Source organism: Azonexus sp. MM2026_4 (genome assembly GCF_055901855.1).
In genome coordinates this window covers 4053441-4079443 of record NZ_CM148380.1, presented here as the reverse complement: position 1 = coordinate 4079443, position 26003 = coordinate 4053441, and the positions used below count along the sequence as shown (strand labels likewise).

Sequence of the window (26003 nt, the reverse complement as noted above, 5' to 3'; positions counted from 1 at the left end):
TTAGCCGCAAAGGCCCTTTTCAGGCAAATTCAAGGCATTACGCGATTTTCGACGAAGGCCTGCAAACGCGGCCGGATGCTTTCCATCTCGGCCGCCAGCGCATGGAAGAGATCCTGGCAGCGCACCCAATCGACCGCCTCGTGCAGCACCGCGTGCTCCAGCTCCAGCGCATGCTGGCGCGCCTGCTCGGCATGAAACATCGCCAGCAGACCCTTCAGCGTATGCGCGTGCAGGCGGCTCGCCACCACTTCACGCCCGGCCAGCGCGGCGGCCAGGTTGTCCAGATGCCCCTTCCATTCACCGAGGAACATCTCGGCCATGGTTGCCAGCAGATCGACGTCGCCCAGATTCTCGAGGGCGGATTTCAGATCCAGCGCATGCAGGGAGGTCAGGATTTCCGATGCCACCACCACCGGCCCGGCCGGCGACTCGGCCTCACCACCGACCCGGCGCAAGGCCGCGAACAGGATTTCCGGCCGCAGTGGCTTGGACAGGTAATCGTTCATGCCAGCCGCCAGGCAACGCTCGCGGTCGCTGTCCATGGCGTTGGCGGTCATCGCGATGATGTGGATCGGTTTCAGTTCGTGCGAGATCACCCAGCTACGCCGCATTTCGTGCGAACGGATGGTTTCGGTGGCTTCGATCCCCCCCATGACCGGCATCTGCAGGTCCATCAGGATGACATCGAACGCCCCTTCGTCGAACATGTTGACCGCCTCGGCGCCGTTGTTCGCCACCCTGACCCGGTAACCGCGCCGCTCCAGCAAACGCAGCGCCAGCTCCTGGTTGACCGGGTTGTCTTCCGCCAGCAGCACGCGCAGCCCCGCCGCTTCGGTCGCCGCCTCGCCGAGACCGGGATCGAAGGCGGCCAGCGTCAGCTTCTCGTCCTCGCCCCTTCCGGAGGCTTCCGCCAAACCCAGCGCCACTTCCAGATCGCCAACCCCGACCGGCTTCAGCAGATGCACCGCGACGCCGAGTTCGCGCAAACGCCCCAGATCATGGCGCTGATTTTCCGTCGTCAGCATGACCATCATCCGTTCCATCCGCCCGGAATTCCGCCAGGTCTCGACCAGCGCCATGCCAGCCGGCGCCGGCATGGCCACGTCAACGAACAGGTAATCGAACGGAAAATCCATGCCACGGCGCTTGTTCATCACCGCCACCGCCTGCACCGGATCGCTGACCAACGAGGCCTGCAGCCCCAGCCGCTGCAACAGGTCGCGCAGACACTGACCGGCCACCGGATTGTCGTCGACGATCAACGCGTGACGACCGTGGAAAGATTGCGTACACGCCGGAGGCGCGCCGATCGCTTCGTCGCCCCCCAGACCGACCGTGAAATGAAACGCCGACCCCCGCCCCGGCTCGCTCTCCAGCCAGATTCGGCCATTCATCAACTGCACCAGCTTGGCGCAGATCGCCAGCCCGAGGCCGGTACCACCGAAACGCCGGGTGGTTGATACGTCGGCCTGGGAAAAGGCATCGAAGATGGCCTTCTGCTTGTCCTTCGGCACGCCGATCCCGGTATCGCGCACGGTAACGCGCAATTCGGGCTTGCCGGCGGCCGGCAGGGCAAGCTCGACCGCGATCACCACTTCGCCGGTTTCGGTGAATTTGATGGCATTGCCGAGCAGGTTGATGATCACCTGGCGCAAGCGCGTCGGATCGCCGACCAGCCGCTCCGGCACTTCCGGACGGATATCGACGACCAGTTCCAGCCCTTTGCGGTGCGCATTGACGGCGAGCACGCGGACTGCTTCCATGACCACGTCGGAGAGGATGAAGGAAACCGCTTCGACTTCCATGCGCCCGGCCTCGATCTTGGAAAAATCGAGGATGTCGTTGACGATGGTGAGCAGCGACTCCGCCGACGACTTGACGGTTTTCAGGTAGTGACGCTGCTCGGCATCGAGCTCGGTATCGAGCGCCAGCTCGGTCATGCCGATGATGCCGTTCATCGGCGTGCGGATTTCGTGACTCATGTTGGCCAGGAAAGCGCCGCGCGCCTTGTTGGCCGATTCCGCCGTTTCCTTGGCGGCAATCAGGTCGGCCTCAGCCGCCTTGATCTGGCTGATATCCCGCTGCAGAACCAGCATCCGGGCCGGTTCGCCATCGCCGTCGCGGGCCGCCACCGCGCCGCGCACCATGAACCACTGCCAGCCGCCGCCCTTGGCCCGCAAACGGCATTCCAGCTCGAACCAGCGATCACGGTTGCGGACGTGCACCGCCATCCGCGACTGCAGCAGGCGCTGATCTTCGGGATGCAGCAGGCGCTGCCACTGGATGATCGAATCGTCGAGATCGGCCTGGGCATAGCCCAGCATTTCCTTCCATTGCCGTCCGGAGTCGATGGTCCCGCTACGCAAGTTCCAGTCGGCCAGCGCATCCCCCGAAAGCACGCTGTTCCACTTGGCAAAGCCGGTCAGTGCACCGAAGGAAGCATCGACACGCTGCAGCAAACGCTCGACATCATCGGCAAAAGCCTGCGCCCCCTGCTGCCGGGCGGAAGCCAGCCATTGCCGGTAACCGGCCTCCCCTTCGCCGCCGAACAACTCTTCGAGCTGACGCTGCAGCAAACGGGATTTCATGGCCGTCAGCGCAAACCGAGCACGTCCTGCATGTCGAACAGGCCGTTTTTCCGGCCGGCGATGAAGCGTGCCGCGCGCAGGCTGCCCTGCGCGTAAGGAACCCGGCTGCTCGCCTTGTGCGAGATTTCGACACGCTCGCCGAGCGCGCAGAACATCACCGTGTGATCGCCGACGATATCGCCACCGCGCACCGTCGCGAAACCGATGGTCGACGGATCGCGCTCGCCGGTCACGCCTTCACGGCCGTAAACCGCGCACTCCGCCAGATCGCGCCCGAGCGCCGAGGCAACCACTTCGCCCATGCGCAAGGCCGTTCCGGACGGGGCATCGATCTTCATCCGGTGATGCGCCTCGACGATCTCGATGTCGTAACCCTCGTTGAGAATGCGCGCCGCGGTATCGAGCAGTTTGAACACCAGGTTGACGCCAACCGACATGTTGGCGGCGAAAACCACCGGCACGTCGTTCGCGGCAGCCGCAATCGCCGCCTTGCCGGCAGCATCGAAACCGGTGGTACCGATGACCATGCCGACGCCGGCCTGGCGACAGAGCTCGAGATGCGCCAGCGTACCTTCCGGGCGCGTGAAATCGATCAGACAATCGACCTGCGCCAGCCCGGCTGCGATATCGTCGCTGATCACGACGTCGCTCGCCATGCCGACCAGCGCCCCGGCGTTGCTGCCGATCGCCGGACTGCCCGGAACATCGAAAGCCGCACCGAGGACAGACCCGGCATCCTTGAGCACCGCCTCGATCAACATGCGGCCCATGCGACCGCCGGCACCGACGATGCCGATTCTTGCCTTGTTCATGGTTCTAGAATCCGATCTTCTTGATCATGCGCCGGAAAAACCCCGGCTCTTCAACCGGCGGCGCCTCTTCGGCAACGGCCTCCGGGGAAATCGTCCCCAGATCGACCACCCGCATCCGTTCCACCGGCGCCGTCAATTCGGCCACCGTCGCCACCTCGACATCGCCGCTCACCCGCTCCAGGCGGCCGTCGGCGCCAAAGAACACGGAGAATTTACGCGCCTGCACGGCGCCCGTACTGCCTTCGCGAAACCGGTAAACGTAGTCCCAGCGCTGCTGATGGAAGATATCGGTGATCAGCGGGCTGCCGAGGATGAAGCGAACCTGCTCGCGGGTCTGCCCGGGTTTGAGCTGGGCGACCATGTCCTGGGTCAGCACATTGCCCTGCTGGACATCGATCTTGTATTCGTTGATGAAACTCGGCTTGTAGGAACACGCCGCAGGCAGCGTGCAGGCCAAGGCAAGAAGCAGGGTACGGTAACGGCGCATGCGGGCTTCCGGAAATTTCGTAACGGCTGTGAAGCGGTATATCATACCCGAAATCCTTCTTGCCCAGCCCCGTGTAACACCAGGAACCCAACACGATGAGTGACCCGCAGAGCCTCAAAAGCATCGGCCTGAAAGCCACTTTCCCGCGCCTCAAGATCCTGGAGCTGTTCGAAAAGGGCACGATGCGGCACATGACGGCGGAAGATGTCTATCGCATGCTCATCGCGGAAAACATGGACATCGGTCTGGCGACGGTTTACCGGGTGCTGACCCAGTTCGAGCAGGCCGGCCTGCTCGAGCGCCATTTCTTCGAAGCCGGCAAGGCGGTCTTCGAAATCAACCACGGCAAGCACCACGACCACCTGGTCTGTGTCGAATGCGGCCGGGTCGAAGAGTTCTACGATCCCGAAATCGAACGCCGGCAGAAGCTGATTGCCGAAGAGCGCGGTTTCAAGATCCAGGACCACGCGCTTTACATCTACGGCGTCTGCAGCCATCACCAGGCCAATCCCGGGCAGCAAGCGGACGAGTCCGAGGCCAGCGAATAAGCCGCGTCAGCGCGGCTGCTCGGCGCCAACCCGCAGCATTTCGCGGGCATGCTCCAGGGTGATCCCGGTCAGTTCGACACCGCCCAGCATGCGGGCGATCTCGCCCACCCGCCCTTCGCCGTCGAGCGGCTGAATTGCCGACCGGGTGACGCCATCGCGCGTCGTCTTGCTGACCTGCCACTGCCAGTCGGCCTGCGCGGCGACCTGGGCAAGGTGGGTAACGCACAGCACCTGGCGCTCTGCGCCCAGTTCGCGCAGCAAACGGCCGACGATCTCGGCAACACCACCGCCGATGCCGACATCGACCTCGTCGAAGATCAGCGTCGGCACGCTGGCCGAACGCGAAGTCAACACCTGGATGGCCAGGCTGATGCGCGACAGTTCGCCGCCGGAAGCCACCTTGGCCAGCGGTTTGGCCTCGTTGCCGGCGAGACCGCCAATGCGGAATTCGACCTGTTCGAGACCGTAGATTGCCGGGTTTTCCAGCGCCGGCAGGGCAATTTCGAAACGCCCGGAGGACAGCGCCAGGCGGCGCATGATCTCGCTCACCCGTTCGCCCATGTCGGCGGCCACCGCCTGCCGTCCAGCCGACAAACGCTGCGCCAGCGTCCGGTAAGCGGCTTGCGCCGTCTCCGCCGCCGCGCGTAGCGCGTTGACGTCGGCAGCGGCGGCCAGTGCGGCCAGACGCTGCTGCCAGCCGCCAAGCAGTGCCGGCAATTCCGGCGGCGCCACGCGGTGCCGGCGGGCCTGGGCGAGAATCGCCTCGATCCGCCGCTCGGTCTCCGCCAGGCGCCCGGGATCGAGATCGACCCGGTCGGCGTAGCGGCGCAACGTTGATACCGCGTCGGCCAGTTCGGCCTGCATCGAGGCCAACACGCCGGCGACGTCGGCCAGCGCCGGATCGAAGGCGGCCAGGTCGGCGAGCCGCGTCGCCACCTGGTCGATCTGCCGCTCGCAGGCGGCATCGTCGTCGGCCAGCACGGCGAGCGCGAACTGGGCGCCTTCGATCAGGCTGGCGGCATGGGCCAGGCGGCGATGCTCGCCTTCGAGCGTCTCCCATTCGTCGGCGGTGAAGGCCAGCGCCGCCAGTTCGCCAACCTGCCATTCGAGCTGTTCGCGTTCGCGCTGCAGCGCCTGTACGCCATCATTCGCCGCCTGCCAGGCCTGTTCGGCATCGCGCCAGGTTTTCCAGGCGGCAGCGACCTCGCGCCCCAGGTCGAGCAGGCCGCCGTGACTGTCGAGCAACTGACGCTGGGCATCGGCCCGCAACAAGGACTGATGGGCGTGCTGTCCGTGGATGTCGACCAGCCATTCGCCGACTTCGCGCAACTGCTGGACGGTGGCCGGCGAGCCGTTGATCCAGGCGCGCGAGCGGCCATTGGCATCGACCACGCGGCGCAGCAGCAGGTCCTCGCTGGCATCGAGGCCGTTCTCGTCGAGCCAGGCAGTCACCGCCGGCAGGCCGGCGATGTCGAAGGTGGCGGCGATTTCCGCCTTGTCGCAGCCGGCACGGACGACGCCGGCATCGCCGCGCTCGCCGAGCGCCAGCGCCAGGGCATCGATCAGGATGGATTTGCCGGCGCCGGTTTCGCCGGTCAGCGCGCCGAAACCGGCGGCGAACTCCAGCTCCAGCCGGTCGACGATGACGAAGTCGCGCAGGGTCAGGTGGCGCAGCATCAGGTCCCCTTCGGCCGCTCGCTCCACTGCAGCTTCTGGCGCAGCATCGCGAAATAGCTGTAGCCGGGCGGGTGCAGGAAGCAGATGGTGTGCTCCGAGCGGTACAGGCGGACGCTGTCGCCGGGCTGCAGGTCGAGGGTCAATTGGCCGTCGAAGTGCACGCGCGGCTCGTCGGCGCGGACGATGCGCAGTTCGATGTCGGCACTGTCGTTGACGATCACCGGCCGGTTGGTCAGCGCGTGCGGGCACAGCGGCACCAGTGCGATGCCGGTCAGCGTCGGATGCAGGATGGGACCGCCGGCGGACAGCGAATAGGCGGTCGAGCCGGTCGGCGTGGACACGATCAAGCCGTCGGAACGCAGGTTGTAGATGAATTCGCCGTCGATGAACAACTCGAACTCGATCATCCGGCCGATCGCCCCCTTGTCGACGACGACGTCGTTGAGCGCCACGTTGCTCGCCAGCTCCTTGCCGTCGCGTACCACCTCGGCCGCCAGCAGCATGCGGTTCTCGCGCGTGAAGCGGCCGTCGAGCAGATCGTCCATGCAACTGAGCATGTCGTCGCGGGCGATGTCGGTCATGAAGCCGAGACGCCCCTGGTTGACGCCGACCAGCGGTACGCAGTAGCGGGCCAGCCGGCGCGCCGCGTTGAGCATGGTGCCGTCGCCGCCGAGGACGATGGCGGCGTCGGCGTGGGCGCCGATGTCGTTGAAGCCGCAGGTGACCCAGCGCGCCAGATCGACCCGCTTGCCGATGTGCTCGGCGGTCTCGCGCTCGACGAAGACCGAGACGCCGCGCTCGTGCAGGTACTCGGCCAGGCGGCGCAGCGACTCGGCGATTTCCGGGCTGTGATATTTGCCGACCAGGGCGATCGTGCGGGGATGACGGAGGCGGTTCATGGGAGCGAATTCTTGCATAAAAAACGCCTTGCCGTGCCGCCGCCGCTTTTCGGTAGAATCGACGGCATGCTTGATGATCGCTCGCGCACCCTGCTCAAGACCCTGGTCGAACACTACATTGCCGACGGGCAACCGGTCGGCTCGCGCGCCTTGTCGAAATTCTCCGGACTCGAACTGTCGCCGGCCACCATCCGCAACGTCATGGCCGACCTCGAGGAAGCCGGTTTCGTCGCCAGCCCGCACACCTCGGCCGGCCGCATCCCGACCGCCCGCGGCTACCGCCTGTTCGTCGACAACCTGCTCACCGTGCAGCCGCTCGAAGCGCACCAGCGCGGCGCGATCGAAGACGCGCTGCACGGGTTGCCGTCGAAGCAGATCATCGCCAACGCCTCGCAACTGCTCTCCAGCCTGACTCATTTCGCCGGCGTCGTCATCGCCCCCCGGCGCACCGCCAACCGCATCCGGCAGATCGAGTTCCTCAGCCTGTCGGACAAGCGCATCCTGCTCATCATCGTCACCGCCGACGGCGACGTGCAGAACCGCATCCTCAATTGCGACCGCGCCTACTCGCCGAGCGAACTGACCAGCGCCGCCAATTACCTGAACCAGAATTTCACCGGGCTCGACTTCGAGCAGATCCGCCAGCGCCTCGCCGGCGAGATCCAGCAACTGCGCGACGACATCAAGCCGCTGATGGCGCTGGCCCTGGAGGCCGGCGACGCCGCGCTGAGCGAAAGCGCCCAGCCCTATGTGATCAGCGGCGAAAGAAATCTGCTCGATGTCGAGGAACTGTCGTCGAACATGAAGCGCCTGCGCGAATTGTTCGACCTCTTCGAGCAGCGCTCCAGCCTGATCCGCCTGCTCGACGTTTCCAGCCGCGCCGAAGGCGTCAAGATCTTCATCGGCGGCGAATCCGGCATCGCCACCCTCGACGAATGCAGCGTCATCGCCGCCCCCTATACCGTGGACGGCCAGGTGGTCGGCTCGCTCGGCGTCATCGGCCCGACCCGGATGGCCTACGAACGCGTCATCCCGATCGTCGACATCACCGCCCGCCTGCTCTCCTCGGCACTCTCCCACAAGAACGACAACTGACGCCCCGATGCCAAAATTCCAGCCCGAACCGCCGTACCGCCACGGCAGCCCGCGCGGCACCGCCGTCGTCCTGGTCAATCTGGGCACCCCTGACGCCGCGACGGCGCCGGCGCTGCGCCGCTACCTCGGGCAGTTCCTCGCCGACCCGCGCGTCGTCGAGATTCCGCGCCTCGTCTGGTGGCCCATCCTCAACGGCATCATCCTCAACACGCGGCCGAAAAAATCCGCCGCCAAATACGCCAGCGTCTGGACCCGCGACGGTTCGCCGCTGCGGGTGTACACCGAACGCCAGGCCAAGCTGCTGCAGGGGCAACTGGGCGAACGCGGCCACCGCGTCAGCGTCGCCTGGGCGATGCGTTACGGGCAGCCCTCCGTCGGCAGCGTGCTCGACCGCCTGAAGGCCGCCGGCCACGAGCGCATCCTGATCGTCCCGATGTACCCGCAATACGCCGCCAGCACCACCGCCACCGTCGTCGACGAGGCCGCCCGCTGGCTGCTGCAGACCCGCAACCAGCCGGAAATGCGCTTCCTGCGCCACTACCACGACGACGCCGGCTATCTGGCGGCGCTCGAAGCCTCGGTGCGCAAGCACTGGCAGCAGGTCGGCCGGCCCGCCGCCGGCGACCGCCTGCTGATCAGCTTCCACGGCCTGCCCAAACGCTCGCTGGATCTCGGCGACCCCTACTTCTGCGAATGCCACAAGACCGGCCGTCTGCTCGCCGAACATCTCGGCCTCGCTGCCGAGCAATACCTGATCACCTTCCAGTCGCGTTTCGGCAAGGCCGAATGGCTGCAGCCGTACACGGCGCCGACCCTGGAAGCCTGGGGCAAGGCCGGCGTGCGCCGGGTCGACGTGATCTGCCCGGGCTTCTCCGCCGACTGCCTGGAGACGCTGGAAGAAATCGCCCAGGAAGGCCGCGCCGACTTCCTCAAGGCCGGCGGCAAGGAATACCACTACATCCCGGCGCTCAACGACGCGCCGGACTGGATCGCCGCCCTCGCCGACATCACCGAGAACCACCTCGCCGGCTGGAACACGCGCGGCGAACCGGATGCCGCCAGCCTCGCCACGGAAGCCAGCGAAGCCCGGCGCTTCGGCGCGCCCTCTTGAAATCGCGGGCGGCGCCCGCATATCAGAGATTACTGATAAAACGGAGCCCGTCATGAGCGAATCCCTGCACCTCGTCTGCCCGCATTGCGCGGCGGTGAACCGTCTGCCTGCCGCCAGGCTTGCCGCCGGTCCGAACTGCGGCCAGTGCAAGCAGCCCCTGTTCACCGGCGAGCCGCTGGAAGTCGATGGCGCCAGTTTCGAGCGCCACCTGCAACGCAGCGAACTGCCGCTGGTCGTCGATTTCTGGGCGCCCTGGTGCGGCCCCTGCCGGATGATGGCGCCGAATTTCCACCAGGCGGCAATCGACCTCGAACCGGCCGCCCGCTTCCTCAAGGTGAACACCGAGGAAGAGCAGGGCCTCGCTGGCCGTTTCAACATCCGCAGCATCCCGACCCTGGCCGTCTTCCGCAACGGCCGCGAGATCGCCCGGCAAAGCGGCGCGCTCGACCTCGCCTCGCTCAAGCGTTGGCTGCAACCCCACCTGATGGCGCTTTAGTTTTCTCCGGCGGCCGCCGTTAACAACAAGGTAACCAGACACCGGAGGCCGCCATGAAAATCGCCAGCAGCGAACTGCAATTCACCGCCTCGCATAGCAGCGCGCAATCGCGCGAAGTTCAGGAATCGCTGAAGATGTGGAGCGGCCCGCAACGACCGGATTTCGAAAACCGTGGCCGCGGCAACGCCGGCGGCGAGCGCGTCGTCCTCTCCGATGCCGGCAAGGCGGCAGCGGCAGCCGACAGCGCCGCACCGGTTGACGAAAGCCTGGACGAGGATCCGAAGACCCTGCTGATCCGCCTGATGCTGGAAATGATGACCGGCAGGTCGGTACGCACGATCAGCGCCGGCGAACTGGCCGGCAAACCCGCGCAGACCCCGGTGCAAGCCCCGCCGGCGGCGGCTGCCAACGGCGGCCGACCGGCCAATGCCGGCTTCGGCATCGAGTACGACTACCGCGAATCGTACAGCGAGAGCGAAAGCACCAGCTTCGCCGCCAACGGCGTGGTGAAGACCGCCGACGGCCAGGAAATCCGCTTCAACCTGCAGTTGCAGATGTCGCGCAGCTACCAGGAAGAGACTTCGGTCAGCCTGCGCCTTGGCGATGCGGCAAAGCCGGTCGATCCGCTGGTCCTCAACTTCGCCGGCAACGCTGCCGATCTGCTCGACCAGCGTTTCAGCTTCGACCTCGACGCCGACGCCGACGGCAGCAACGAACAGATTGCCCAACTCGCCAGCGGCAGCGCCTACCTCAGCTTCGACCGCAATCAGGACGGCCGGATCAACGACGGCAGCGAACTGTTCGGCCCCGCAAGCGGCGACGGCTTCGCCGAACTGGCGGCGCTCGACGACGACGGCAACGGCTGGATCGACGAGAACGATGCCGCGTTCACCGAACTCAGCCTGTGGCAACCCGGCGCCGAAGGCGACGGCGAACTGCAATCGCTGAGCGAAGCCGGGGTCGGCGCCATCGCGCTGGCCCAGGTTGCCACCCCGTTCGAACTCAATGACAGCAGCAACCAGTCGCTCGGCAGAATTCGCAATTCAGGAATATTTTTGCAAGAGAATGGCGGCGCTGGCACAATTCAGCAAATCGACCTCAGCGTCTGAAAAGCTTTCCATAGCACCACCAAAGGCCCGCACATGCTCCGTTTTGCCGACTTGAAGATCTGGGTCCGACTGACTGCCGCCATCTGGCTTGTCCTTGCCGTGATCTGGGCTGGCGCAATCGTCTGGACGACCAACGTCAATCGCGATACCGCGATCAAGCAAGCCAAGGAATTCTCGCAAAGCATCCACGAAATGACGATGGCCGGGCTGACCGGCATGATGATCACCGGCACGGTCGGCCAGCGCGAAGTCTTTCTCGACCAGATCAAGCAGTTGTCGGTGATCCGCGACCTGCATGTCGCCCGCAGCGACGCCGTGGTCAAGCTCTACGGCCCGGACACCAAGAGCACGCGCGACCTCGATGCGCTCGAACAGCAGGTGATGAAGGAAGGCAAACCCTATGTCTCGGTGGAAAACGAGAACGGCAGTTCCTTCCTGCGCGTGATCAACCCGACCAACGCCTCGAAGAATTATCTCGGCAAGGATTGCGTCGTCTGCCACCAGGTTCCCGAAGGCACGGTGCTCGGTCTGGTCAGCATGAAGGTGTCGCTCGACTCGGTCGAATCCGATGTCGCCAGCTTCCGCCTGAAGATCGCTGGCGCCGCGATCGGCGCGCTGGGTGCGCTGCTGCTGATCATCTACTTCCTGACCAACCACTTCGTCACCAAGCCGCTCGAGCAACTGCGCCACGGGCTGAGCGACATCGCCCGCGGCGAAGGCGACCTGACCCGTCGCCTGCCGGTCAACGGCAATGACGAAGTCGGCCAGTCGTCGCATGTCTTCAACCAGATGATGGACAATTTCCAGCAACTGGTCAGCCAGGTCCGCGATTCCGCCAGCCAGGTCTCCCGGCGCGTCGCCGCCCTCACCGAAAACGCCGACCGGGTGGCGCAAAGCTCACGCCAGCAGAACGAAAAATCGAACGACGCCGCATCGGCAGTCGAGCAGCTGGTGTCGAGCATCTCCGAAATCGCCCGCAGCGCCGAACACGTCCAGCAGCAGTCGCAGGAAAGCCTGGCCCGCGCCAACGAAGGCAACCGCAACCTGCAGACCCTGCTCGGCGAAATGAACGTCGTCGAACGGGCGGTCAAGGAAATGGCCGACTCGGTGAACAACTTCGTGCGCAATACCGAATCGATCACGCTGATGACGCGCGAGGTCAAGGACATCGCCGAACAGACCAACCTGCTCGCCCTCAACGCCGCCATCGAGGCCGCGCGCGCCGGCGAACAGGGGCGCGGCTTCGCCGTCGTCGCCGACGAAGTGCGCAAGCTGGCCGAAAAATCCTCACACTCGGCGAGCGAGATCGACCGCATCACCGCCAGCCTGAGCGCCCAATCGGTGGCGGTCCGGCGCAGCATCGAGGAAGGCATGCACCACCTGGAAACCAGTCAGGCGGCAGTCAACTCGGTGTCCAGCGTATTGCAGGCCGCCAACGGCTCGGTTGCCGAAGTCGGCCACGGTCTCGACACCATCGCTCAGGCCACCGACCAGCAGCGGCGCGTTTCCGGCGATGTCGAATCGAGCATCGAAGCGATCGCCGGCATGGCCCGCGACAACACCGGCACCGTCGAACAGACCGCCGGCGCCGCCCACGACCTGCGCCGCCTGGCCGAAGGCCTGGCCAACCTGGTCGGCCGCTTCAAGGTCTGAGTCAAGAAAAGCACCAGCAACAACGCCGCCCACGGGCGGCGTTGTTCATTCCGGCGCCAGCTCCAGCGTCACCCCACCATACGATCTGCCACCGTAGTGCCCGCTACCCGTATCGACCGCGGGCTGACCGACGCTGGCAGCAATCTTGTTGACCTCGCGTAGACGGTGGATCAGGCGGGCAAGCAGCGCATCGCGCATGCGCCCCATCAGTTCTTCCGACGACAAGGCCAGCGCCGACGCATTGACCTCGAGGAACAGGGTCGGCTCCAGGGTCACCACCGTGGCGTGACGCAAGTCGCTCGACGGATGCAGGAAGGCTACCTCGCCGACCGGTTCGCCGACGCCAAGACGGCATAGCGCCTTGCCGCCCAGCGAAACCTCGACGCTGCCGGCAAGAATGATGCCGAACAGGCGACTGTTGCTGCCCTCGGTGATCAAGCGGACATTCGCCGCCACCTGCCGCCACAGGGAAACGCGCAGGACCTCCCAGAGTTCGATGTTCTCGAACTCGGTAAAGAACTCGACACGGCGCAACTGCTCGAAGTGCTGCATGTCGTGCTCGGTCTCGTCCTCTTCCAGGATCTTGTAGCGCACCGCCGAAAGGTCCTTGGCCATTTCAGCGCCATTGCGGTAACGGCTGTAGAGGTCCTTTTCCAGCGCCTTGCGCAGGATCGCGTCGAGCCCCTCGGGAAGCGCCGGATTGAGCGCGCTGACCGCCGGCGGATCGGTATTGACGATCTTGTACACCAGCGTCGCCTGGTTGTTGGCGCGGAAGGGAAGACGCCCGGTCAGCAACTGGAACATGACGACGCCGAGCGAATAGAGGTCGGTCTTCTGGTTGAGCGGGTAACCCTTGATCTGTTCCGGCGACATGTAGGCCGGCGAACCGACCCCCATGATGAAGGTCGAGTCGCGGTCGAGGTCCTTGTTCAGATTGAGGGCCAGCCCGAAATCGGCGATCTTCGGCTCGTCGTCGGCAGCGACCATGATGTTGGCCGGCTTGATGTCGCGGTGGATGATGCCTTGCCGGAAAGCCGAGTCGAGGGCCATGCAGCACTTGAAGATGATGCTGACCACCCGGTGCAGCGGCAGCAGCTTGTCGATCCGGCAATGCTGCTCGAGACTGAAGCCGTTGACGTACTCCATCGCCAGATAGGCGAATTCATCCTCGACCACTGCGTCATAGACCCGCACGATGTTCGGGTGATCGAGCCGCCGGGAGACCATGCCCTCGTTCTGAAACAGCTTGCGCATGCGCCGCGACATGGCGGCGCAATCCTGGCCGAAACGGATGACCTTGACCGCAATCTGGCGCGCATTATCGGGGTCGTCACAAAGATAGACCGTGGCGGTCGCCCCCTTGCCGAGCTCGCGGATGACGCGGTATTTGCCTATCGTTTCCATGACATTGAGATCGGATGAATTCCTTGTTGGCGATGCTAGCACGCCGCCGCTCATAACAAAGCAAACAAATGTGAAGCAAAAAGTTGGCGGCCTGCCCTTGAAATGCCATTTTCCATCCCCATCTGCCTGATCGGTTTATTGGAGAAAATGCGCATGTCTAACGAGGAAAAACCGCAGGACAACCTGCTCGACGCCGCCCAGGCGGAAACGCCGGCCACCGAACCGGAAAACGAACGCCATATCGACGTTCTGCCCAGTCTGGAGGAACAGATCAAGGCACTGGAACTGAAGGCAGCCGAACATCACGACGCCTGGCTGCGCGCCAAGGCCGAAGGCGAGAACATCCGCCGCCGTGCCCAGGAAGACATCAGCAAGGCACACAAGTTCGCGGTCGAGCGATTCGCCGGCGAACTGCTCGCCGTCAAGGACAGCCTGGAAGCTGCGCTGGCCGTGCCGGAACAGACGGTGGAAAGCTTCAAGTCCGGCGTCGAACTGACCCTGAAGCAACTGGTGGCCGCTTTTGAAAAGAACGCGCTGCACGAGGTCAATCCAGTCGGCGAGAAATTCGACCCGCACAAGCACCAGGCGATCGGCATGGTCGATTCCGAGCAGGAAGCGAACACCGTCGTCACCGTCCTGCAAAAGGGTTACACCATCGCCGAACGCACCCTGCGCCCGGCGCTGGTCATGGTTGCCAAGGGCAAATAATCCACTTGAAATCCGGGGCGATGCCCCCACTTCACGAACATCGACAATTCACTTAGGGATACGAAAATGGGCAAGATCATCGGCATCGACCTCGGCACCACCAACAGCTGCGTCGCCATCATGGAAGGCGGCACGCCCAAGGTCATCGAAAACGCGGAAGGCGCACGCACCACCCCGTCGGTCATCGGCTACACCGAAGACGGCGAAATCCTGTGCGGCGCCCCGGCCAAACGCCAGGCCGTCACCAACCCGAAGAACACCCTGTACGCGGTCAAGCGCCTGATCGGTCGCCGCTTCGAGGAAAAGGAAGTGCAGAAGGACATCGCCCTGATGCCCTTCAAGATCGTCAAGGCCGACAACGGCGACGCCTGGGTCGAAGCGCGCGACAAGAAGATCGCGCCGCCGCAGGTTTCCGCCGAAGTACTGCGCAAGATGAAGAAGACCGCCGAAGACTACCTCGGCGAAGAAGTCACCGAAGCCGTCATCACCGTGCCGGCCTACTTCAACGACAGCCAGCGCCAGGCGACCAAGGACGCCGGCCGCATCGCCGGTCTGGAAGTCAAGCGCATCATCAACGAGCCGACCGCCGCTGCACTGGCTTTCGGCATGGACAAGGTGTCCGGCAAGGACAAGAAGATCGCCGTCTATGACCTCGGCGGCGGCACCTTCGACATCTCGATCATCGAAATCGCCGACGTCGATGGCGAAAAGCAGTTCGAAGTGCTGGCCACCAACGGCGACACCTTCCTCGGCGGCGAAGACTTCGACCAGCGCCTGATCGACTACATCATCGACGAATTCAAGAAGGAATCCGGCGTCGACCTGAAGAAGGACGTACTCGCCCTGCAACGCCTGAAGGAAGCCGCCGAAAAGGCCAAGATCGAACTGTCCTCGAGCCAGCAGACCGAAATCAACCTGCCCTACATCACCGCCGACGCCTCCGGCCCGAAGCACCTGGCACTGAAAATCACCCGCGCCAAGTTCGAATCGCTGGTCGACGAGCTGATCGAGCGCACCGTCGCCCCCTGCCTGACCGCACTCAAGGACGCCGGCTGCAAGATCGGCGACATCGACGACGTGATCCTGGTCGGCGGCCAGTCGCGAATGCCGAAGGTGCAGGAGAAGGTCAAGGAAGTCTTCGGCCGCGAACCGCGCAAGGACGTCAATCCGGATGAAGCCGTCGCCGTCGGCGCCGCCATCCAGGGCGGTGTGCTGCAGGGCGAAGTCAAGGACGTGCTGCTGCTCGACGTGACCCCGCTGTCGCTCGGTATCGAAACCCTGGGCGGCATCATGACCAAGCTGATCCAGAAGAACACGACGATCCCGACCAAGGCCAGCCAGGTCTTCTCGACCGCCGACGACAACCAGGGCGCGGTGACCATCCACGTGCTGCAAGGCGAACGTGAAGTCGCCGCCGGCAACAAGAGCCTCGGCCAATTCAACCTGGAAGGCATCCCGCCGGCCCCGCGCGGCACGCCGCAGATCGAAGTCATCTTCGACATCGACGCCAACGGCATCATGCACGTCACCGCCAAGGACAAGGCCACCGGCAAGGAAAACAAGATCACCATCAAGGCCAACTCCGGCCTGAGCGAAGAAGAAATTCAACGCATGGTCAAGGATGCCGAGCTGCACGCCGAGGAAGACAAGAAGGCGCACGAGCTGGCCGACGCCCGCAACCAGGCCGACGGCATGGTGCACATGGTCAAGAAGTCGCTGACCGAATACGGCGACAAGCTCGACGCTGCCGAAAAGGAAGCCATCGAGAAGGCGATCAAGGACGTTGAAGATGTTCTGCGCGACGGCGACAAGGACGTCATCACCGCCAAGACCGAAGCCCTGTCGCAGGCAGCCCAGAAGCTCGGCGAAAAGATGTACGCCCAGCAACAGGCCGAAGGCGCGGCGGCTCCCGGTGCAGCTGCCGGCGGTGACGATGGCGCGAAGGAGAAGACCGTCGAAGGCGATGTCGTCGATGCCGAATTCACGGAAGTGAACAAGGACAAGAAAGCTTAAAACGGACACAGATGTGTCGTTTTAAGTGGCCGGATCGAAGCGGACGCCCCGGCGCCGCTTGATCCGGCCTTTGTGCAGTATCTGTCGGAATCAGCCATGTCAAAACGCGACTTTTACGAAATTCTCGGCGTCAATCGCGACGCGTCGGACGACGAGATCAAGAAGGCCTACCGCAAGCTGGCCATGAAGCATCACCCGGACCGCAACCCGGACAACCCTGCTGCCGAAGAGAAGTTCAAGGAAGCCAAGGAAGCCTACGAAATCCTCTCGGACAGCCAGAAGCGCGCCGCCTACGACCAGTACGGTCATGCCGGCGTCAACCCGCAAAACGGCATGGGTGGCTTCAGTGGCGGCGGCGGTGCCGGCATGGGCGGTTTCGCCGACGCCTTCGGCGGCATTTTCGACGAAATCTTCGGTGGTCGAGCCGGTGGCGGCGGCGGTGGTGGCGGTCGTTCCAACATCTACCGCGGCGCCGACCTGCGCTACAACCTCGAAATCACGCTCGAGCAGGCAGCGCACGGTACCGAAACCAAGATCCGCATCCCGACCATGGAGGAGTGCGACGTCTGCCACGGCTCCGGTGCCAAGGCCGGCACCCAGCCGAAGACCTGCCCGACCTGCGGCGGCTCGGGCCAGGTCCGCCTGCAACAAGGCTTCTTCTCGATCCAGCAGACCTGCCACAAGTGTCACGGCACCGGCCGCTTCATCGCCGACCCGTGCACCAGTTGCGGTGGCGCCGGCCGCATCAAGCAGCACAAGACGCTGGCGGTGAAAATTCCTGCCGGCGTGGATGAAGGCGATCGCATTCGGCTCGCCGGCGAAGGCGAGCACGGCGTCAACGGCGGTCCGCCGGGCGACCTCTACGTGCAGATTCACCTCAAGCAGCACGCCGTCTTCCAGCGCGACCACAACGACCTCCATTGCGAGATGCCGATTTCCTTCACCACGGCAGCCCTCGGCGGCGAAATCGAAATCCCGACCCTGGATGGCGCCGCGGCCATCAAGATCCCGCCGGAAACCCAGTCCGGCCGTGTCTTCCGCCTGCGCGGCAAGGGCATCAAGGGGGTACGCAGCCACACCCACGGCGACCTGCTCTGCCACGTCGTCGTCGAGACCCCGGTCAACCTAACCGAGCGGCAGAGGGAACTGCTGCGCGAACTGGAAGAATCGAGCAAAGGTTCCGACCACAAGCACAACCCCCGCGCCAAGTCCTGGATGGACAAGGTCAGGGAGTTCTTCGGAGAATGATTCCGCCCCGCCGGCAATGAAAACGGCCCGTGCAACGACGGGCCGTTTTCATTTGCAGTTTGCGACGCCTATCAGGCGCGGCGCCAGGTGGTTCCCTGCGGGCTGTCGTCGAGGACGATACCCGCCGCCTTCAGCTCGTCGCGAATGCGATCGGCCTCGGCAAAATCGCGCGCCTTCTTGGCAGCCGCACGACTGGCGATCAATGCCTCGACCGCCGCCTCATCAATCCCGTCGGCCGACCCGCCGGCCCGCAAATAGGCCTGCGGCTCGCGTTCAAGCAGGCCGATCACCGCCGCCAGCGCCTTGAGCAGACCGGAGAGCTCGCCGGATTTCTGGCGATTGGCTTCCGCCGCCAGTTCGAAAAGCACGGCGATCGCGCCGTGCGAGTCGAAATCCTCGTTCAACGCGGCCGCGAAACGGGCAGCGAAATCCTGCTTCCAGTCGATGGCGACCGGTGTCGGCGGCACATCGCGCAAGGTGAAGTAGAGACCATCGAGCGAGCGCTTGGCATCGTCCAGGTGGGCATCCGAATAATTCAGCGGACTGCGGTAATGAGCGCGCAGGATGAAGAAACGCACGACCTCGGCGTCGAATTTCTTCAACACCTCGCGGATGGTGAAGAAATTGCCCAGCGACTTCGACATCTTCTCGTTGTCGACCCGGACAAAACCGTTGTGCATCCAATAATTGACGTAGCCGCAGCAATTGGCGCCCTCGGACTGGGCAATCTCGTTCTCGTGATGCGGGAACTGCAGATCCTGGCCGCCGCCGTGGATGTCGAAATGCTTGCCGAGCAGCGATGAACTCATCGCCGAACACTCGATATGCCAGCCCGGCCGGCCGTTGCCCCAGGGCGACTCCCAGGCCGGCTCGCCCGGCTTGGCATGCTTCCAGAGGACGAAATCGAGCGGGTCCTGCTTGGCGGTATCGACCTCGACACGCTCACCGGCGCGCAGATCGTCGAGCGATTTGCCGGATAACTTGCCGTAGCCCGGAAACTTGCGCACCGCATAATTGACGTCGCCGTCCGCCGCCTGATAGGCAAGACCGTTGGCCTCGAGTTTACCGATCAGGTCCAGCATCTGCGGCACGAATTCGGTCGCCCGCGGTTCATGATCTGGGCGCAACACACCGAGCGCATCGGCATCCTCGTGCATGAAGGCGATGAAGCGATCCGTCAACTGCAGGATGCTCTCACCGTTCTCCGCCGCGCGACGGATGATCTTGTCGTCGATATCCGTAATATTGCGGACATAAGTGACGGCATAGCCGCTGGCCCTGAGCCAGCGGTAAACCATGTCGAAGACCACCATCACGCGCGCGTGGCCGAGGTGACAATAGTCGTAAACCGTCATTCCGCAGACATACATGCGAACCTTGTTGGCTTCGATCGGTTCGAAAACCTGCTTTTCGCGCTTGAGCGAGTTGAATATCTTTAGCATGACGGAATGAAAAGATGCAGAATTGGCCCTGCAAACCTATGGCTTTGTCCGCTTCTTTGATAGAATCAAGTGATTGAAAAACTCAGAAATTATAGCACGGCGATGACCACCCTATCCTTGTTCCAGCCTCGCTTCCGGACGCTGCGCGCGTTCGCCTTCTGCCTGTCCATCGGTTTTGCCGGCCCGGCTCTGGCCGACAACCTGCCGGACATCCAGCGCTTGATCAAACAGGGACAGCACGCCCAGGCCCTGGAAAAGGTCGACCAGTATCTGAGCAGCCGCCCCAAGGATGCCCAAGGTCGTTTCCTGAAGGGATTGATCCTTACTGAACTGAATCGCCCGGCCGATGCCATTGGCGTCTTCACCAAGCTTTCCGAGGACTATCCGGAACTGCCCGAGCCGTACAACAATCTGGCCGTCCTCTACGCGCAGCAGAAGCAATATGACAAGGCGCGCACGGCACTGGAAATGGCGATCCGCACCCATCCTTCCTACGCCATCGCCTACGAGAATCTCGGCGACGTCTACGCCAAACTGGCCAGCCAGGCCTACGACAAGGCGCTGCAACTCGATGGTGCAAATGCAACCACGCAGAACAAGCTGGCACTGATCCGCGACCTGATCAGCACCTCCGGCAAGGGTAACGTGCGGCCGCCGGCAATCGCTACTGCAGCGCCGACGCCTGCTCCGGCAGCGGCTCCCGCCCCGGCGCCGGTCGCCGTTGCCAAGCCGGCACCGACCGCTACCGTCGTCGCCACCACCCCCGGCGCCGCGGCGCCTGCACCGGTCGCCGCTGCCGAAGCCAAGCGCCCGGCGCCCGCCCCGGCTCCCGCCAAGGCCGCTGGCAACGACGACGTGGCGCAGGCCATCGCTTCCTGGGCTCAAGCCTGGTCGCAAAAAGACATGAAGGCTTACTTCGCCGCCTATGCCAGCAACTTCGAGCCGGGCAAGGGCGTTACCCGCAAGGCCTGGGAAACCGAACGCGCTCAGCGTATCGGCGAACGCCCCGGCAAGATTTCGGTGACCTACGAGGAACCGACAATCAGCGTCGACGGCAATACCGCCACCGCCCGTTTCCGCCAGCATTACAAGGCCCCCGGCCTCAACAGTTCGAGCTGGAAGACGCTGGTGTTCGTTCGCTCCGGTAGCAAGTGGCTGATCCAGGAAGAAAAAGCTCGTTGATGCGCATACGGAAGTTGTTGCTGCCAGGCCTGACCGGCCTGGCAGTTGTCGTTTCTGCACTGTATTTTTTCCCGCGGGAAAAGCACTCTGACCCGGTCAGTCAGGCAGCAGCACAGAACGCCCCAAGATCGCAGATCTGGCCCGAGCATGCCCCCTCCGGGGCAGCGTCGCCGCCACCGGCGGAACTCGCCGACGGCAGCCCCGAAGCGCGCCTCGTCGGCATCTTTCGCGAAATCGAGCAGCGCAACCTGAATCGCGCGCTGGAACTTACCGAAGCCCTGCTGCTGCAACACCCGAACTACCGCTTGGCGCACCTGATCAAGGGCGACCTGCTGCTGGCGCGGACCCGGCCGATCGAGAATTTCGGCGCGGCCCAGGGCGCACCGGCCGAGCGCGTCGCCGACCTGCGCGCCGAGGCGCTCAAGCGCCTGCAAGGCTACCGCGAGAAACCGGCAGCGAACTCGGTGCCGCGCTATCTGGTACAGATGCGCCCGGACCAACGTTACGCGGTGGTCATCGACACCCAGCGCTCGCGTCTCTACCTCTACGAAAACGACCTGCAGAACGGTGGCCGGCCGCGTTTCGTCGCCGACTACTACGTCACCCAGGGCAAGCTCGGCGCCGACAAGCTGGCCGAAGGCGACAAGAAGACGCCAATTGGCGTGTACCACGTCACCGCCGACCTGTCGCGACAGAAGCTGCCCGACCTTTACGGTAACGGCGCCTTCCCGATCAATTATCCGAATGAATGGGACCGTCGCCAGGGTCGCGGCGGCAGCGGCATCTGGCTGCATGGTACGCAGTCCGATACTTTCTCCCGACCGCCGCTGGCCTCCGATGGCTGCGTCGTGCTGACCAACCAGGACCTCGAAGCCATCCGTAGCAATCTCCAGGTCGGCCTGACGCCGGTCATCATCAGCGACAGCATCGAGTGGCTGTCGCTCGACGACTGGGCCAAGGAGCGCGAGGCGCTCAACCAGACGATCGAGGCCTGGCGTACCGACTGGGAGAGCCGCGACAGCGCGCGCTACCTCAACCACTACTCGCGTCAGTTCAGCGCCGGCGGCCAGGATTTCGCACAGTTCGCCGAACAGAAGCGTTCGGTCAACGCCGGCAAGGAATGGATCAAGGTCCGTCTCGACAATCTCTCGGTGTTCCGCAACCCGGGCAAGGAGGAGCTGATCGTCGTCACCTTCGACCAGGATTACCGCAGCAACAACCTCAACAACCGCATGAAGAAGCGCCAGTACTGGGTACGCGAAGGCGGTCGCTGGAAAATCATTTACGAAGGAGCCGCCTGACATGAAGAAACTGACCGGTATCATTGCCGCCCTGCTGCTGTCGACCGCCAACGCCTGGGCCGCTCCGACGGTGGAACTGCAGACCAGCCGGGGGCGCATCGTCGTCGAGCTCGACGCCCAGAAAGCGCCGAAGAGCAGCGCCAATTTCCTGCAATACGCCAGAGAGGGCTTCTACAACGGCACGGTCTTTCACCGCGTGATCCCCGGCTTCATGATCCAGGGTGGCGGTTTCGATGCCGCCATGACGCAGAAGGCGACCCGCGCGCCGATCGAGAACGAGGCGAAGAACGGCCTCAAGAACCGCCGCGGCACGCTGGCCATGGCCCGCACCATGGACCCGCATTCGGCGACCGCGCAGTTCTTCATCAACCATGCCGACAACGCGCCGCTCGACTATCCTGGCAGCGACGGCTGGGGCTACGCCGTCTTCGGCAAGGTCACCGAGGGCATGGAGGTGGTCGATCAGATCGCCAGCCAGCCCACCACCAGCAAGGGTTTCCACCAGAACGTGCCGCGTACACCGGTGGTCATCCAGAACGTCAAGATTCTCTCCGAAAAATAAGGAACTCGCCATGATCAAGCTCACCACCAACTTCGGCGTCATCAGCCTCGAACTCGACGCCGAAAAGGCGCCGAAGACCGTCGAGAATTTCATCGCCTACGTCGAGTCCGGCCATTACGACAACACCGTCTTCCACCGCGTGATCAAGAACTTCATGATCCAGGGCGGCGGCATGGAACCCGGCATGAAGCAAAAGGACACCCGCGCCCCGATCGAGAACGAAGCCGCCAACGGCCTCAAGAATGTCCGCGGCAGCATCGCCATGGCGCGCACCGGCGACCCGCACTCGGCCACCGCCCAGTTCTTCATCAACACCGTCGACAACGACTTCCTCGACTTCAAGGCACCGGCCGGCCAGGGCTGGGGCTACTGCGTCTTCGGCCAGGTCGTCGAAGGCATGGACGTGGTCGACAAGATCCGCGCCGTGCGCACCGGCAACAAGGGCTTCCACCAGGATGTGCCGGTCGAGGACGTGATCATCGAAAAAGCGGAAGTGGTTTGATCCTCTTCGTCGCCGACCTCCACCTGTCGCCCCGCACCCCCGGGGCGACGGCGCTGTTTCTCGACTTCCTCGCCGGGCGCGCCCGCCAGGCCAGCGAACTCTACATCCTCGGCGACCTGTTCGAGACCTGGATCGGCGACGACGACATCGCTTCGCCCGATCACGCCGAAATCGTCGCTGCGCTGCGCGCCGCCGGCGATGCCGGCCTTGCCATCAGCCTCATGCACGGCAACCGCGATTTCCTGCTCGGCGACGCCTTCGCCGCCGTTGCCGGCGTCCGCCTGATCGCCGATCCCCATATCCTGTCCACCGCCGAATGGCAGTTCGTGCTCGCCCACGGCGACGCCCTCTGCCTCGACGACAGCGACTACATGCGTTTCCGGGCCGAAGTCCGGACGCCGGCCTGGCAGAGCGCTTTCCTTGCCCGGCCGCTAGCCGAGCGGCGGGCCATCGCCGATGGCATGCGCGCCGCCAGCGAATCCAGCCAGCGCGCCCGCGACACCATCTATACCGACCTCCAGCCGGCCGCCACCGACGACTTCCTGCGCAGCCACGGCTACGCCACCTTCATCCACGGCCATACGCACCAGCCGGCGACGCACGACCACATCGTCGACGGCATCCACGTCGAACGCTGGGTGCTCGCCGACTGGCGCGAGGACCGTGGCGAATGCCTGGTCTGGGACGGCGAGGCACTACGCCGTGACGTCCTCCACGCTGCCGGCTGACGCCATGACGAGCGCCGGCAGCGCCCTCGACATCCTGCGCGAGGTCTTCGGCTACCCCGCCTTCCGCGGCGAACAGGCACAGATCATCGCTCACGTCGCCGGCGGCGGCGACGCCCTGGTGCTGATGCCGACCGGCGGCGGCAAGAGCCTCTGCTACCAGATTCCGGCGCTGCTGCGCCCGGGTTGCGCGATTGTCGTCTCGCCGCTGATCGCGCTGATGCAGGACCAGGTCGACGCGCTGACCCAACTCGGCGTACGCGCCGCCGTGCTCAACTCGACGCTCGACCGGCGCGCGGCGCAAGCGGTCGAACAGGCGATCTTCGCCAGCGAGCTCGACCTCGTCTACATCGCCCCCGAACGGCTGATGCTCGACCGCACGCTGGCCATGTTCGACGCGCTGTACGAAGCCGGCAAGCTCGCCCTGTTCGCCATCGACGAGGCGCATTGCGTGTCGCAATGGGGGCACGATTTCCGCCCGGAATACCTGCAACTGTCGGCGTTGCACGAACGCTACCCGCGGGTACCGCGCATCGCGCTGACCGCCACTGCCGACCGGGCGACGCAGAACGAGATGCTGCAGCGCCTGGGCCTGGGCGAAGCGCGCGTCTTCCTGTCCAGCTTCGACCGCCCGAACATCCGCTACACCGTCGTCGAAAAGGACAACGCCCGCCAGCAGCTGCTCGGTTTCCTTGGCGGGCGCAAAGGCCAGGCCGGCATCGTCTACTGTCTGTCGCGCAAGAAGGTCGAGGAAACCGCCGCCTGGCTGTCAACTCAAGGCTACCCGGCACTGCCCTACCACGCCGGGCTGCCGGCCGACGAGCGCGCCGCCAACCAGCGCCGCTTCCTGCGCGAAGACGGCCTGGTCATGTGTGCGACGATTGCCTTCGGCATGGGCATCGACAAGCCCGACGTGCGCTTCGTCGCCCACCTCGACCTGCCGAAGAGCATCGAGGCCTACTACCAGGAAACCGGCCGCGCCGGCCGCGACGGCGAACCGTCGGAAGCCTGGATGGCCTACGGCATGCAGGATGTTGCCCTGCAGCACGCGCGCATCGCCGAATCGGGCGCCGGCGAAGGCCAGAAAATCCTCGAATCGCAACGCCTGACCGCCCTGCTCGCCTATTGCGAGGCGCCGCGCTGCCGGCGCCAGGTGCTGCTCAACTACTTCGGCGAGGAGCGCCAGCCCTGCGGCAACTGCGACGTCTGCGCCGAACCGCCGGAACTGTGGGACGGCACCCAGGCGGCGCAGAAGGCGCTGTCGGCGATCTACCGCACCGGCATGCGCTTCGGCGTCAGCCACCTGATCGACGTGCTGCGCGGCAAGGCCAGCGACAAGATGCGCCAGTGGGGCCACGACCGCCTGCCCACCTTCGGCGTCGGCGGCGAACTCGACGAGCGCGAATGGAAGAGCGTCTTCCGCCAGCTCGCCGCCGCCGGCCTGGTCCATGTCGACATGACCGAGCACGGCGCCCTGCAATTGACCGAAGCGGCACGCGAAGTGCTCAAGGGCCAGCGCAGCGTGCAACTGCGCCGGCCAACCAGGAAACGCAGCGCGCCGAGCAAGACCAGCCGCACCCCGATGGTCGACCTGGCGCCGGCCGACGCCGCGCTGTTCCAGCGCCTGCGCCAGTGGCGCGCCGACACCGCGCGCGAACAGGGCGTGCCGGCCTATGTCATCCTGCACGACAAGACCCTGCGCGAACTCGCCGAATGCCGCCCGGTCAGCCACGGCCTGCTTGCCGGCATCACCGGCATGGGCAGCGCCAAGATCGAGCATTACGGCGAGGAACTCCTGCAACTGATCCGCGACGAGGCCCGCCATGAAGCATCCTGACCGTCTGACCGCCATCCTCGGTGGCATCGTCATCGCCGCCCTGATCGTTTCAGGCATCGCCCCCTACGACCGCGCCACCTGGCTGATGGAAGTGGCGCCGGTGCTGCTCGCGCTGCCGCTGCTCTGGCTGACCCGGCGCAGCTTCCCGCTGACCGCGCTGCTCTACGTGCTGATCGCCATCCACGCCCTGGTCCTGATCGGCGGCGGCGCCTACACCTACGCCCGGGTACCGTTCGGCTTCTGGCTACAGGACCTGCTCGGCACGGCGCGCAACCCCTACGACAAGATCGGCCATTTCCTGCAGGGCTTCGTGCCGGCGCTGGTTGCCCGCGAAATCCTGCGCCGCGGCGACTGGGTGCGCGGCGCCAGGATGACCGCCTTCCTCTGCATCTGCGTGGCGCTGGCGATCAGCGCCTGCTACGAGCTGATCGAATGGGCGGCGGCGCTGGCCATGGGCCAGGGCGCCGACGAATTCCTGGGCACCCAGGGCGACCCCTGGGATACCCAGTCCGACATGTTCATGGCGCTGCTCGGTGCGATCGCCGCGCTGTTCCTGCTCTCCGGCTGGCACGACCGCCAGTTGCACCGGCTGCGACGCAACTGA

The 26003-nt window shown here is 64.7% G+C and carries 23 protein-coding genes; 16 read left to right on the top strand and 7 right to left on the bottom strand.

The window, feature by feature from the left end:
• Nucleotides 1-29: 29 nt before the first annotated feature.
• From AC0KWY_RS19275 to AC0KWY_RS19265, 3 genes are read right to left on the bottom strand one after another with little or no spacing between them, the layout of a single operon-like run.
• Nucleotides 30-2588, bottom strand: a complete 2559-nt coding sequence (locus tag AC0KWY_RS19275) for a response regulator (RefSeq protein ID WP_474027109.1) — start codon at nt 2586-2588, stop codon at nt 30-32.
• A gap of 5 nt (nt 2589-2593) precedes the next feature.
• Entirely contained in the window at nt 2594-3400 is an 807-nt protein-coding gene (gene dapB, locus AC0KWY_RS19270; protein ID WP_474027108.1) for a 4-hydroxy-tetrahydrodipicolinate reductase, read from the bottom strand.
• A 4-nt stretch (nt 3401-3404) separates the two neighbouring features.
• On the bottom strand, nt 3405-3887 hold the full coding sequence (locus tag AC0KWY_RS19265) for an outer membrane protein assembly factor BamE (RefSeq protein ID WP_474027107.1): 483 nt from the start codon (nt 3885-3887) through the stop codon (nt 3405-3407).
• Nucleotides 3888-3982: 95 nt separating this feature from the next.
• Between AC0KWY_RS19265 and fur the strand changes: the two genes are divergently transcribed.
• Complete coding sequence (gene fur / locus AC0KWY_RS19260) at nt 3983-4435, top strand: ferric iron uptake transcriptional regulator (protein WP_474027106.1); 453 nt, start codon at nt 3983-3985, stop codon at nt 4433-4435.
• A gap of 6 nt (nt 4436-4441) precedes the next feature.
• On the opposite strand, the gene recN is transcribed toward fur, so the two are convergent.
• Nucleotides 4442-6112 (bottom strand): DNA repair protein RecN, encoded by a 1671-nt coding sequence (recN, locus tag AC0KWY_RS19255; RefSeq protein ID WP_474027105.1) that lies wholly within the window; start codon nt 6110-6112, stop codon nt 4442-4444.
• Nucleotides 6112-7029 carry an NAD kinase gene (locus tag AC0KWY_RS19250; protein ID WP_474027104.1) on the bottom strand — a complete coding sequence of 306 codons (918 nt, stop codon included), beginning with the start codon at nt 7027-7029 and terminating at the stop codon, nt 6112-6114. The genes recN and AC0KWY_RS19250 overlap by 1 nt, the downstream gene beginning before the upstream one ends.
• A 48-nt stretch (nt 7030-7077) precedes the next feature.
• Between AC0KWY_RS19250 and hrcA the strand changes: the two genes are divergently transcribed.
• From hrcA to AC0KWY_RS19225, 5 genes are read left to right on the top strand one after another with little or no spacing between them, the layout of a single operon-like run.
• Complete coding sequence (gene hrcA / locus AC0KWY_RS19245; RefSeq protein WP_474029756.1) at nt 7078-8106, top strand: heat-inducible transcriptional repressor HrcA; 1029 nt, start codon at nt 7078-7080, stop codon at nt 8104-8106.
• 7 nt (nt 8107-8113) lie between these two features.
• Nucleotides 8114-9217 (top strand): ferrochelatase, encoded by a 1104-nt coding sequence (hemH, locus tag AC0KWY_RS19240; RefSeq protein WP_474027103.1) that lies wholly within the window; start codon nt 8114-8116, stop codon nt 9215-9217.
• 52 nt (nt 9218-9269) lie between these two features.
• On the top strand, nt 9270-9713 hold the full coding sequence (gene trxC / locus AC0KWY_RS19235; RefSeq protein WP_474027102.1) for a thioredoxin TrxC: 444 nt from the start codon (nt 9270-9272) through the stop codon (nt 9711-9713).
• 53 nt (nt 9714-9766) lie between these two features.
• Nucleotides 9767-10822 carry a VCBS repeat-containing protein gene (locus AC0KWY_RS19230; RefSeq protein WP_474027101.1) on the top strand — a complete coding sequence of 352 codons (1056 nt, stop codon included), beginning with the start codon at nt 9767-9769 and terminating at the stop codon, nt 10820-10822.
• Between the two features lie 33 nt (nt 10823-10855).
• Nucleotides 10856-12475 carry a methyl-accepting chemotaxis protein gene (locus tag AC0KWY_RS19225; protein ID WP_474027100.1) on the top strand — a complete coding sequence of 540 codons (1620 nt, stop codon included), beginning with the start codon at nt 10856-10858 and terminating at the stop codon, nt 12473-12475.
• A gap of 45 nt (nt 12476-12520) precedes the next feature.
• Here the strand turns inward: AC0KWY_RS19225 and AC0KWY_RS19220 are convergent, their stop codons facing one another.
• The gene (locus AC0KWY_RS19220; protein ID WP_474027099.1) at nt 12521-13879 is read right to left on the bottom strand and encodes a protein kinase domain-containing protein; all 1359 of its coding nucleotides are present in this window, start codon (nt 13877-13879) and stop codon (nt 12521-12523) included.
• 153 nt (nt 13880-14032) lie between these two features.
• Between AC0KWY_RS19220 and grpE the strand changes: the two genes are divergently transcribed.
• From grpE to dnaJ, 3 genes are all read left to right on the top strand, one after another.
• Nucleotides 14033-14587, top strand: coding sequence for a nucleotide exchange factor GrpE (gene grpE, locus AC0KWY_RS19215; RefSeq protein WP_474027097.1), 555 nt, complete (start codon nt 14033-14035; stop codon nt 14585-14587).
• Nucleotides 14588-14653: 66 nt separating this feature from the next.
• Nucleotides 14654-16600, top strand: coding sequence for a molecular chaperone DnaK (gene dnaK, locus AC0KWY_RS19210; protein WP_474027096.1), 1947 nt, complete (start codon nt 14654-14656; stop codon nt 16598-16600).
• Nucleotides 16601-16696: 96 nt separating this feature from the next.
• Nucleotides 16697-17848, top strand: coding sequence for a molecular chaperone DnaJ (gene dnaJ, locus AC0KWY_RS19205; protein WP_474027095.1), 1152 nt, complete (start codon nt 16697-16699; stop codon nt 17846-17848).
• 71 nt (nt 17849-17919) lie between these two features.
• Here dnaJ and cysS read toward each other — a convergent pair whose 3' ends face one another.
• Nucleotides 17920-19290: a cysteine--tRNA ligase gene (cysS, locus tag AC0KWY_RS19200; protein ID WP_474027094.1), complete on the bottom strand. Its 1371-nt coding sequence runs from the start codon at nt 19288-19290 to the stop codon at nt 17920-17922.
• A 102-nt stretch (nt 19291-19392) separates the two neighbouring features.
• On the opposite strand from cysS, the gene AC0KWY_RS19195 reads away from it, so the two are divergent.
• Genes AC0KWY_RS19195 through AC0KWY_RS19165 form a run of 7 tightly spaced genes read left to right on the top strand, consistent with a single transcriptional unit; the run spans nt 19393 to nt 26003 of the window.
• Nucleotides 19393-20472, top strand: coding sequence for a tetratricopeptide repeat protein (locus AC0KWY_RS19195; RefSeq protein WP_474027093.1), 1080 nt, complete (start codon nt 19393-19395; stop codon nt 20470-20472).
• Entirely contained in the window at nt 20472-21773 is a 1302-nt protein-coding gene (locus tag AC0KWY_RS19190) for a L,D-transpeptidase family protein (protein ID WP_474027092.1), read from the top strand. Before AC0KWY_RS19195 ends, AC0KWY_RS19190 begins: the two co-directional genes overlap by 1 nt.
• Nucleotide 21774: 1 nt before the next feature.
• Nucleotides 21775-22335: a peptidylprolyl isomerase gene (locus AC0KWY_RS19185; protein ID WP_474027091.1), complete on the top strand. Its 561-nt coding sequence runs from the start codon at nt 21775-21777 to the stop codon at nt 22333-22335.
• Between the two features lie 10 nt (nt 22336-22345).
• Nucleotides 22346-22837 (top strand): peptidylprolyl isomerase, encoded by a 492-nt coding sequence (locus AC0KWY_RS19180; RefSeq protein WP_474027090.1) that lies wholly within the window; start codon nt 22346-22348, stop codon nt 22835-22837.
• On the top strand, nt 22834-23565 hold the full coding sequence (locus tag AC0KWY_RS19175; protein WP_474027088.1) for a UDP-2,3-diacylglucosamine diphosphatase: 732 nt from the start codon (nt 22834-22836) through the stop codon (nt 23563-23565). The genes AC0KWY_RS19180 and AC0KWY_RS19175 overlap by 4 nt, the downstream gene beginning before the upstream one ends.
• A 4-nt stretch (nt 23566-23569) precedes the next feature.
• Nucleotides 23570-25399 carry a DNA helicase RecQ gene (gene recQ / locus AC0KWY_RS19170; protein WP_474029755.1) on the top strand — a complete coding sequence of 610 codons (1830 nt, stop codon included), beginning with the start codon at nt 23570-23572 and terminating at the stop codon, nt 25397-25399.
• Complete coding sequence (locus tag AC0KWY_RS19165) at nt 25386-26003, top strand: DUF2238 domain-containing protein (RefSeq protein WP_474027087.1); 618 nt, start codon at nt 25386-25388, stop codon at nt 26001-26003. Before recQ ends, AC0KWY_RS19165 begins: the two co-directional genes overlap by 14 nt.

Coding starts and splice junctions, on each gene's coding strand:
- AC0KWY_RS19250 (WP_474027104.1), bottom strand. CDS start 7,029: ATGCAAGAATTCGCTCCCATGAACCGCCTCCGTCATCCCCGCACGATC.
- grpE (WP_474027097.1), top strand. CDS start 14,033: ATGTCTAACGAGGAAAAACCGCAGGACAACCTGCTCGACGCCGCCCAG.
- AC0KWY_RS19275 (WP_474027109.1), bottom strand. CDS start 2,588: ATGAAATCCCGTTTGCTGCAGCGTCAGCTCGAAGAGTTGTTCGGCGGC.
- AC0KWY_RS19180 (WP_474027090.1), top strand. CDS start 22,346: ATGATCAAGCTCACCACCAACTTCGGCGTCATCAGCCTCGAACTCGAC.
- AC0KWY_RS19265 (WP_474027107.1), bottom strand. CDS start 3,887: ATGCGCCGTTACCGTACCCTGCTTCTTGCCTTGGCCTGCACGCTGCCT.
- AC0KWY_RS19185 (WP_474027091.1), top strand. CDS start 21,775: ATGAAGAAACTGACCGGTATCATTGCCGCCCTGCTGCTGTCGACCGCC.
- AC0KWY_RS19220 (WP_474027099.1), bottom strand. CDS start 13,879: ATGGAAACGATAGGCAAATACCGCGTCATCCGCGAGCTCGGCAAGGGG.
- dapB (WP_474027108.1), bottom strand. CDS start 3,400: ATGAACAAGGCAAGAATCGGCATCGTCGGTGCCGGCGGTCGCATGGGC.
- dnaJ (WP_474027095.1), top strand. CDS start 16,697: ATGTCAAAACGCGACTTTTACGAAATTCTCGGCGTCAATCGCGACGCG.
- AC0KWY_RS19190 (WP_474027092.1), top strand. CDS start 20,472: ATGCGCATACGGAAGTTGTTGCTGCCAGGCCTGACCGGCCTGGCAGTT.
- dnaK (WP_474027096.1), top strand. CDS start 14,654: ATGGGCAAGATCATCGGCATCGACCTCGGCACCACCAACAGCTGCGTC.
- trxC (WP_474027102.1), top strand. CDS start 9,270: ATGAGCGAATCCCTGCACCTCGTCTGCCCGCATTGCGCGGCGGTGAAC.
- AC0KWY_RS19230 (WP_474027101.1), top strand. CDS start 9,767: ATGAAAATCGCCAGCAGCGAACTGCAATTCACCGCCTCGCATAGCAGC.
- hrcA (WP_474029756.1), top strand. CDS start 7,078: ATGCTTGATGATCGCTCGCGCACCCTGCTCAAGACCCTGGTCGAACAC.
- hemH (WP_474027103.1), top strand. CDS start 8,114: ATGCCAAAATTCCAGCCCGAACCGCCGTACCGCCACGGCAGCCCGCGC.
- AC0KWY_RS19225 (WP_474027100.1), top strand. CDS start 10,856: ATGCTCCGTTTTGCCGACTTGAAGATCTGGGTCCGACTGACTGCCGCC.
- recQ (WP_474029755.1), top strand. CDS start 23,570: ATGACGAGCGCCGGCAGCGCCCTCGACATCCTGCGCGAGGTCTTCGGC.
- fur (WP_474027106.1), top strand. CDS start 3,983: ATGAGTGACCCGCAGAGCCTCAAAAGCATCGGCCTGAAAGCCACTTTC.
- recN (WP_474027105.1), bottom strand. CDS start 6,112: ATGCTGCGCCACCTGACCCTGCGCGACTTCGTCATCGTCGACCGGCTG.
- AC0KWY_RS19165 (WP_474027087.1), top strand. CDS start 25,386: ATGAAGCATCCTGACCGTCTGACCGCCATCCTCGGTGGCATCGTCATC.
- cysS (WP_474027094.1), bottom strand. CDS start 19,290: ATGCTAAAGATATTCAACTCGCTCAAGCGCGAAAAGCAGGTTTTCGAA.
- AC0KWY_RS19195 (WP_474027093.1), top strand. CDS start 19,393: ATGACCACCCTATCCTTGTTCCAGCCTCGCTTCCGGACGCTGCGCGCG.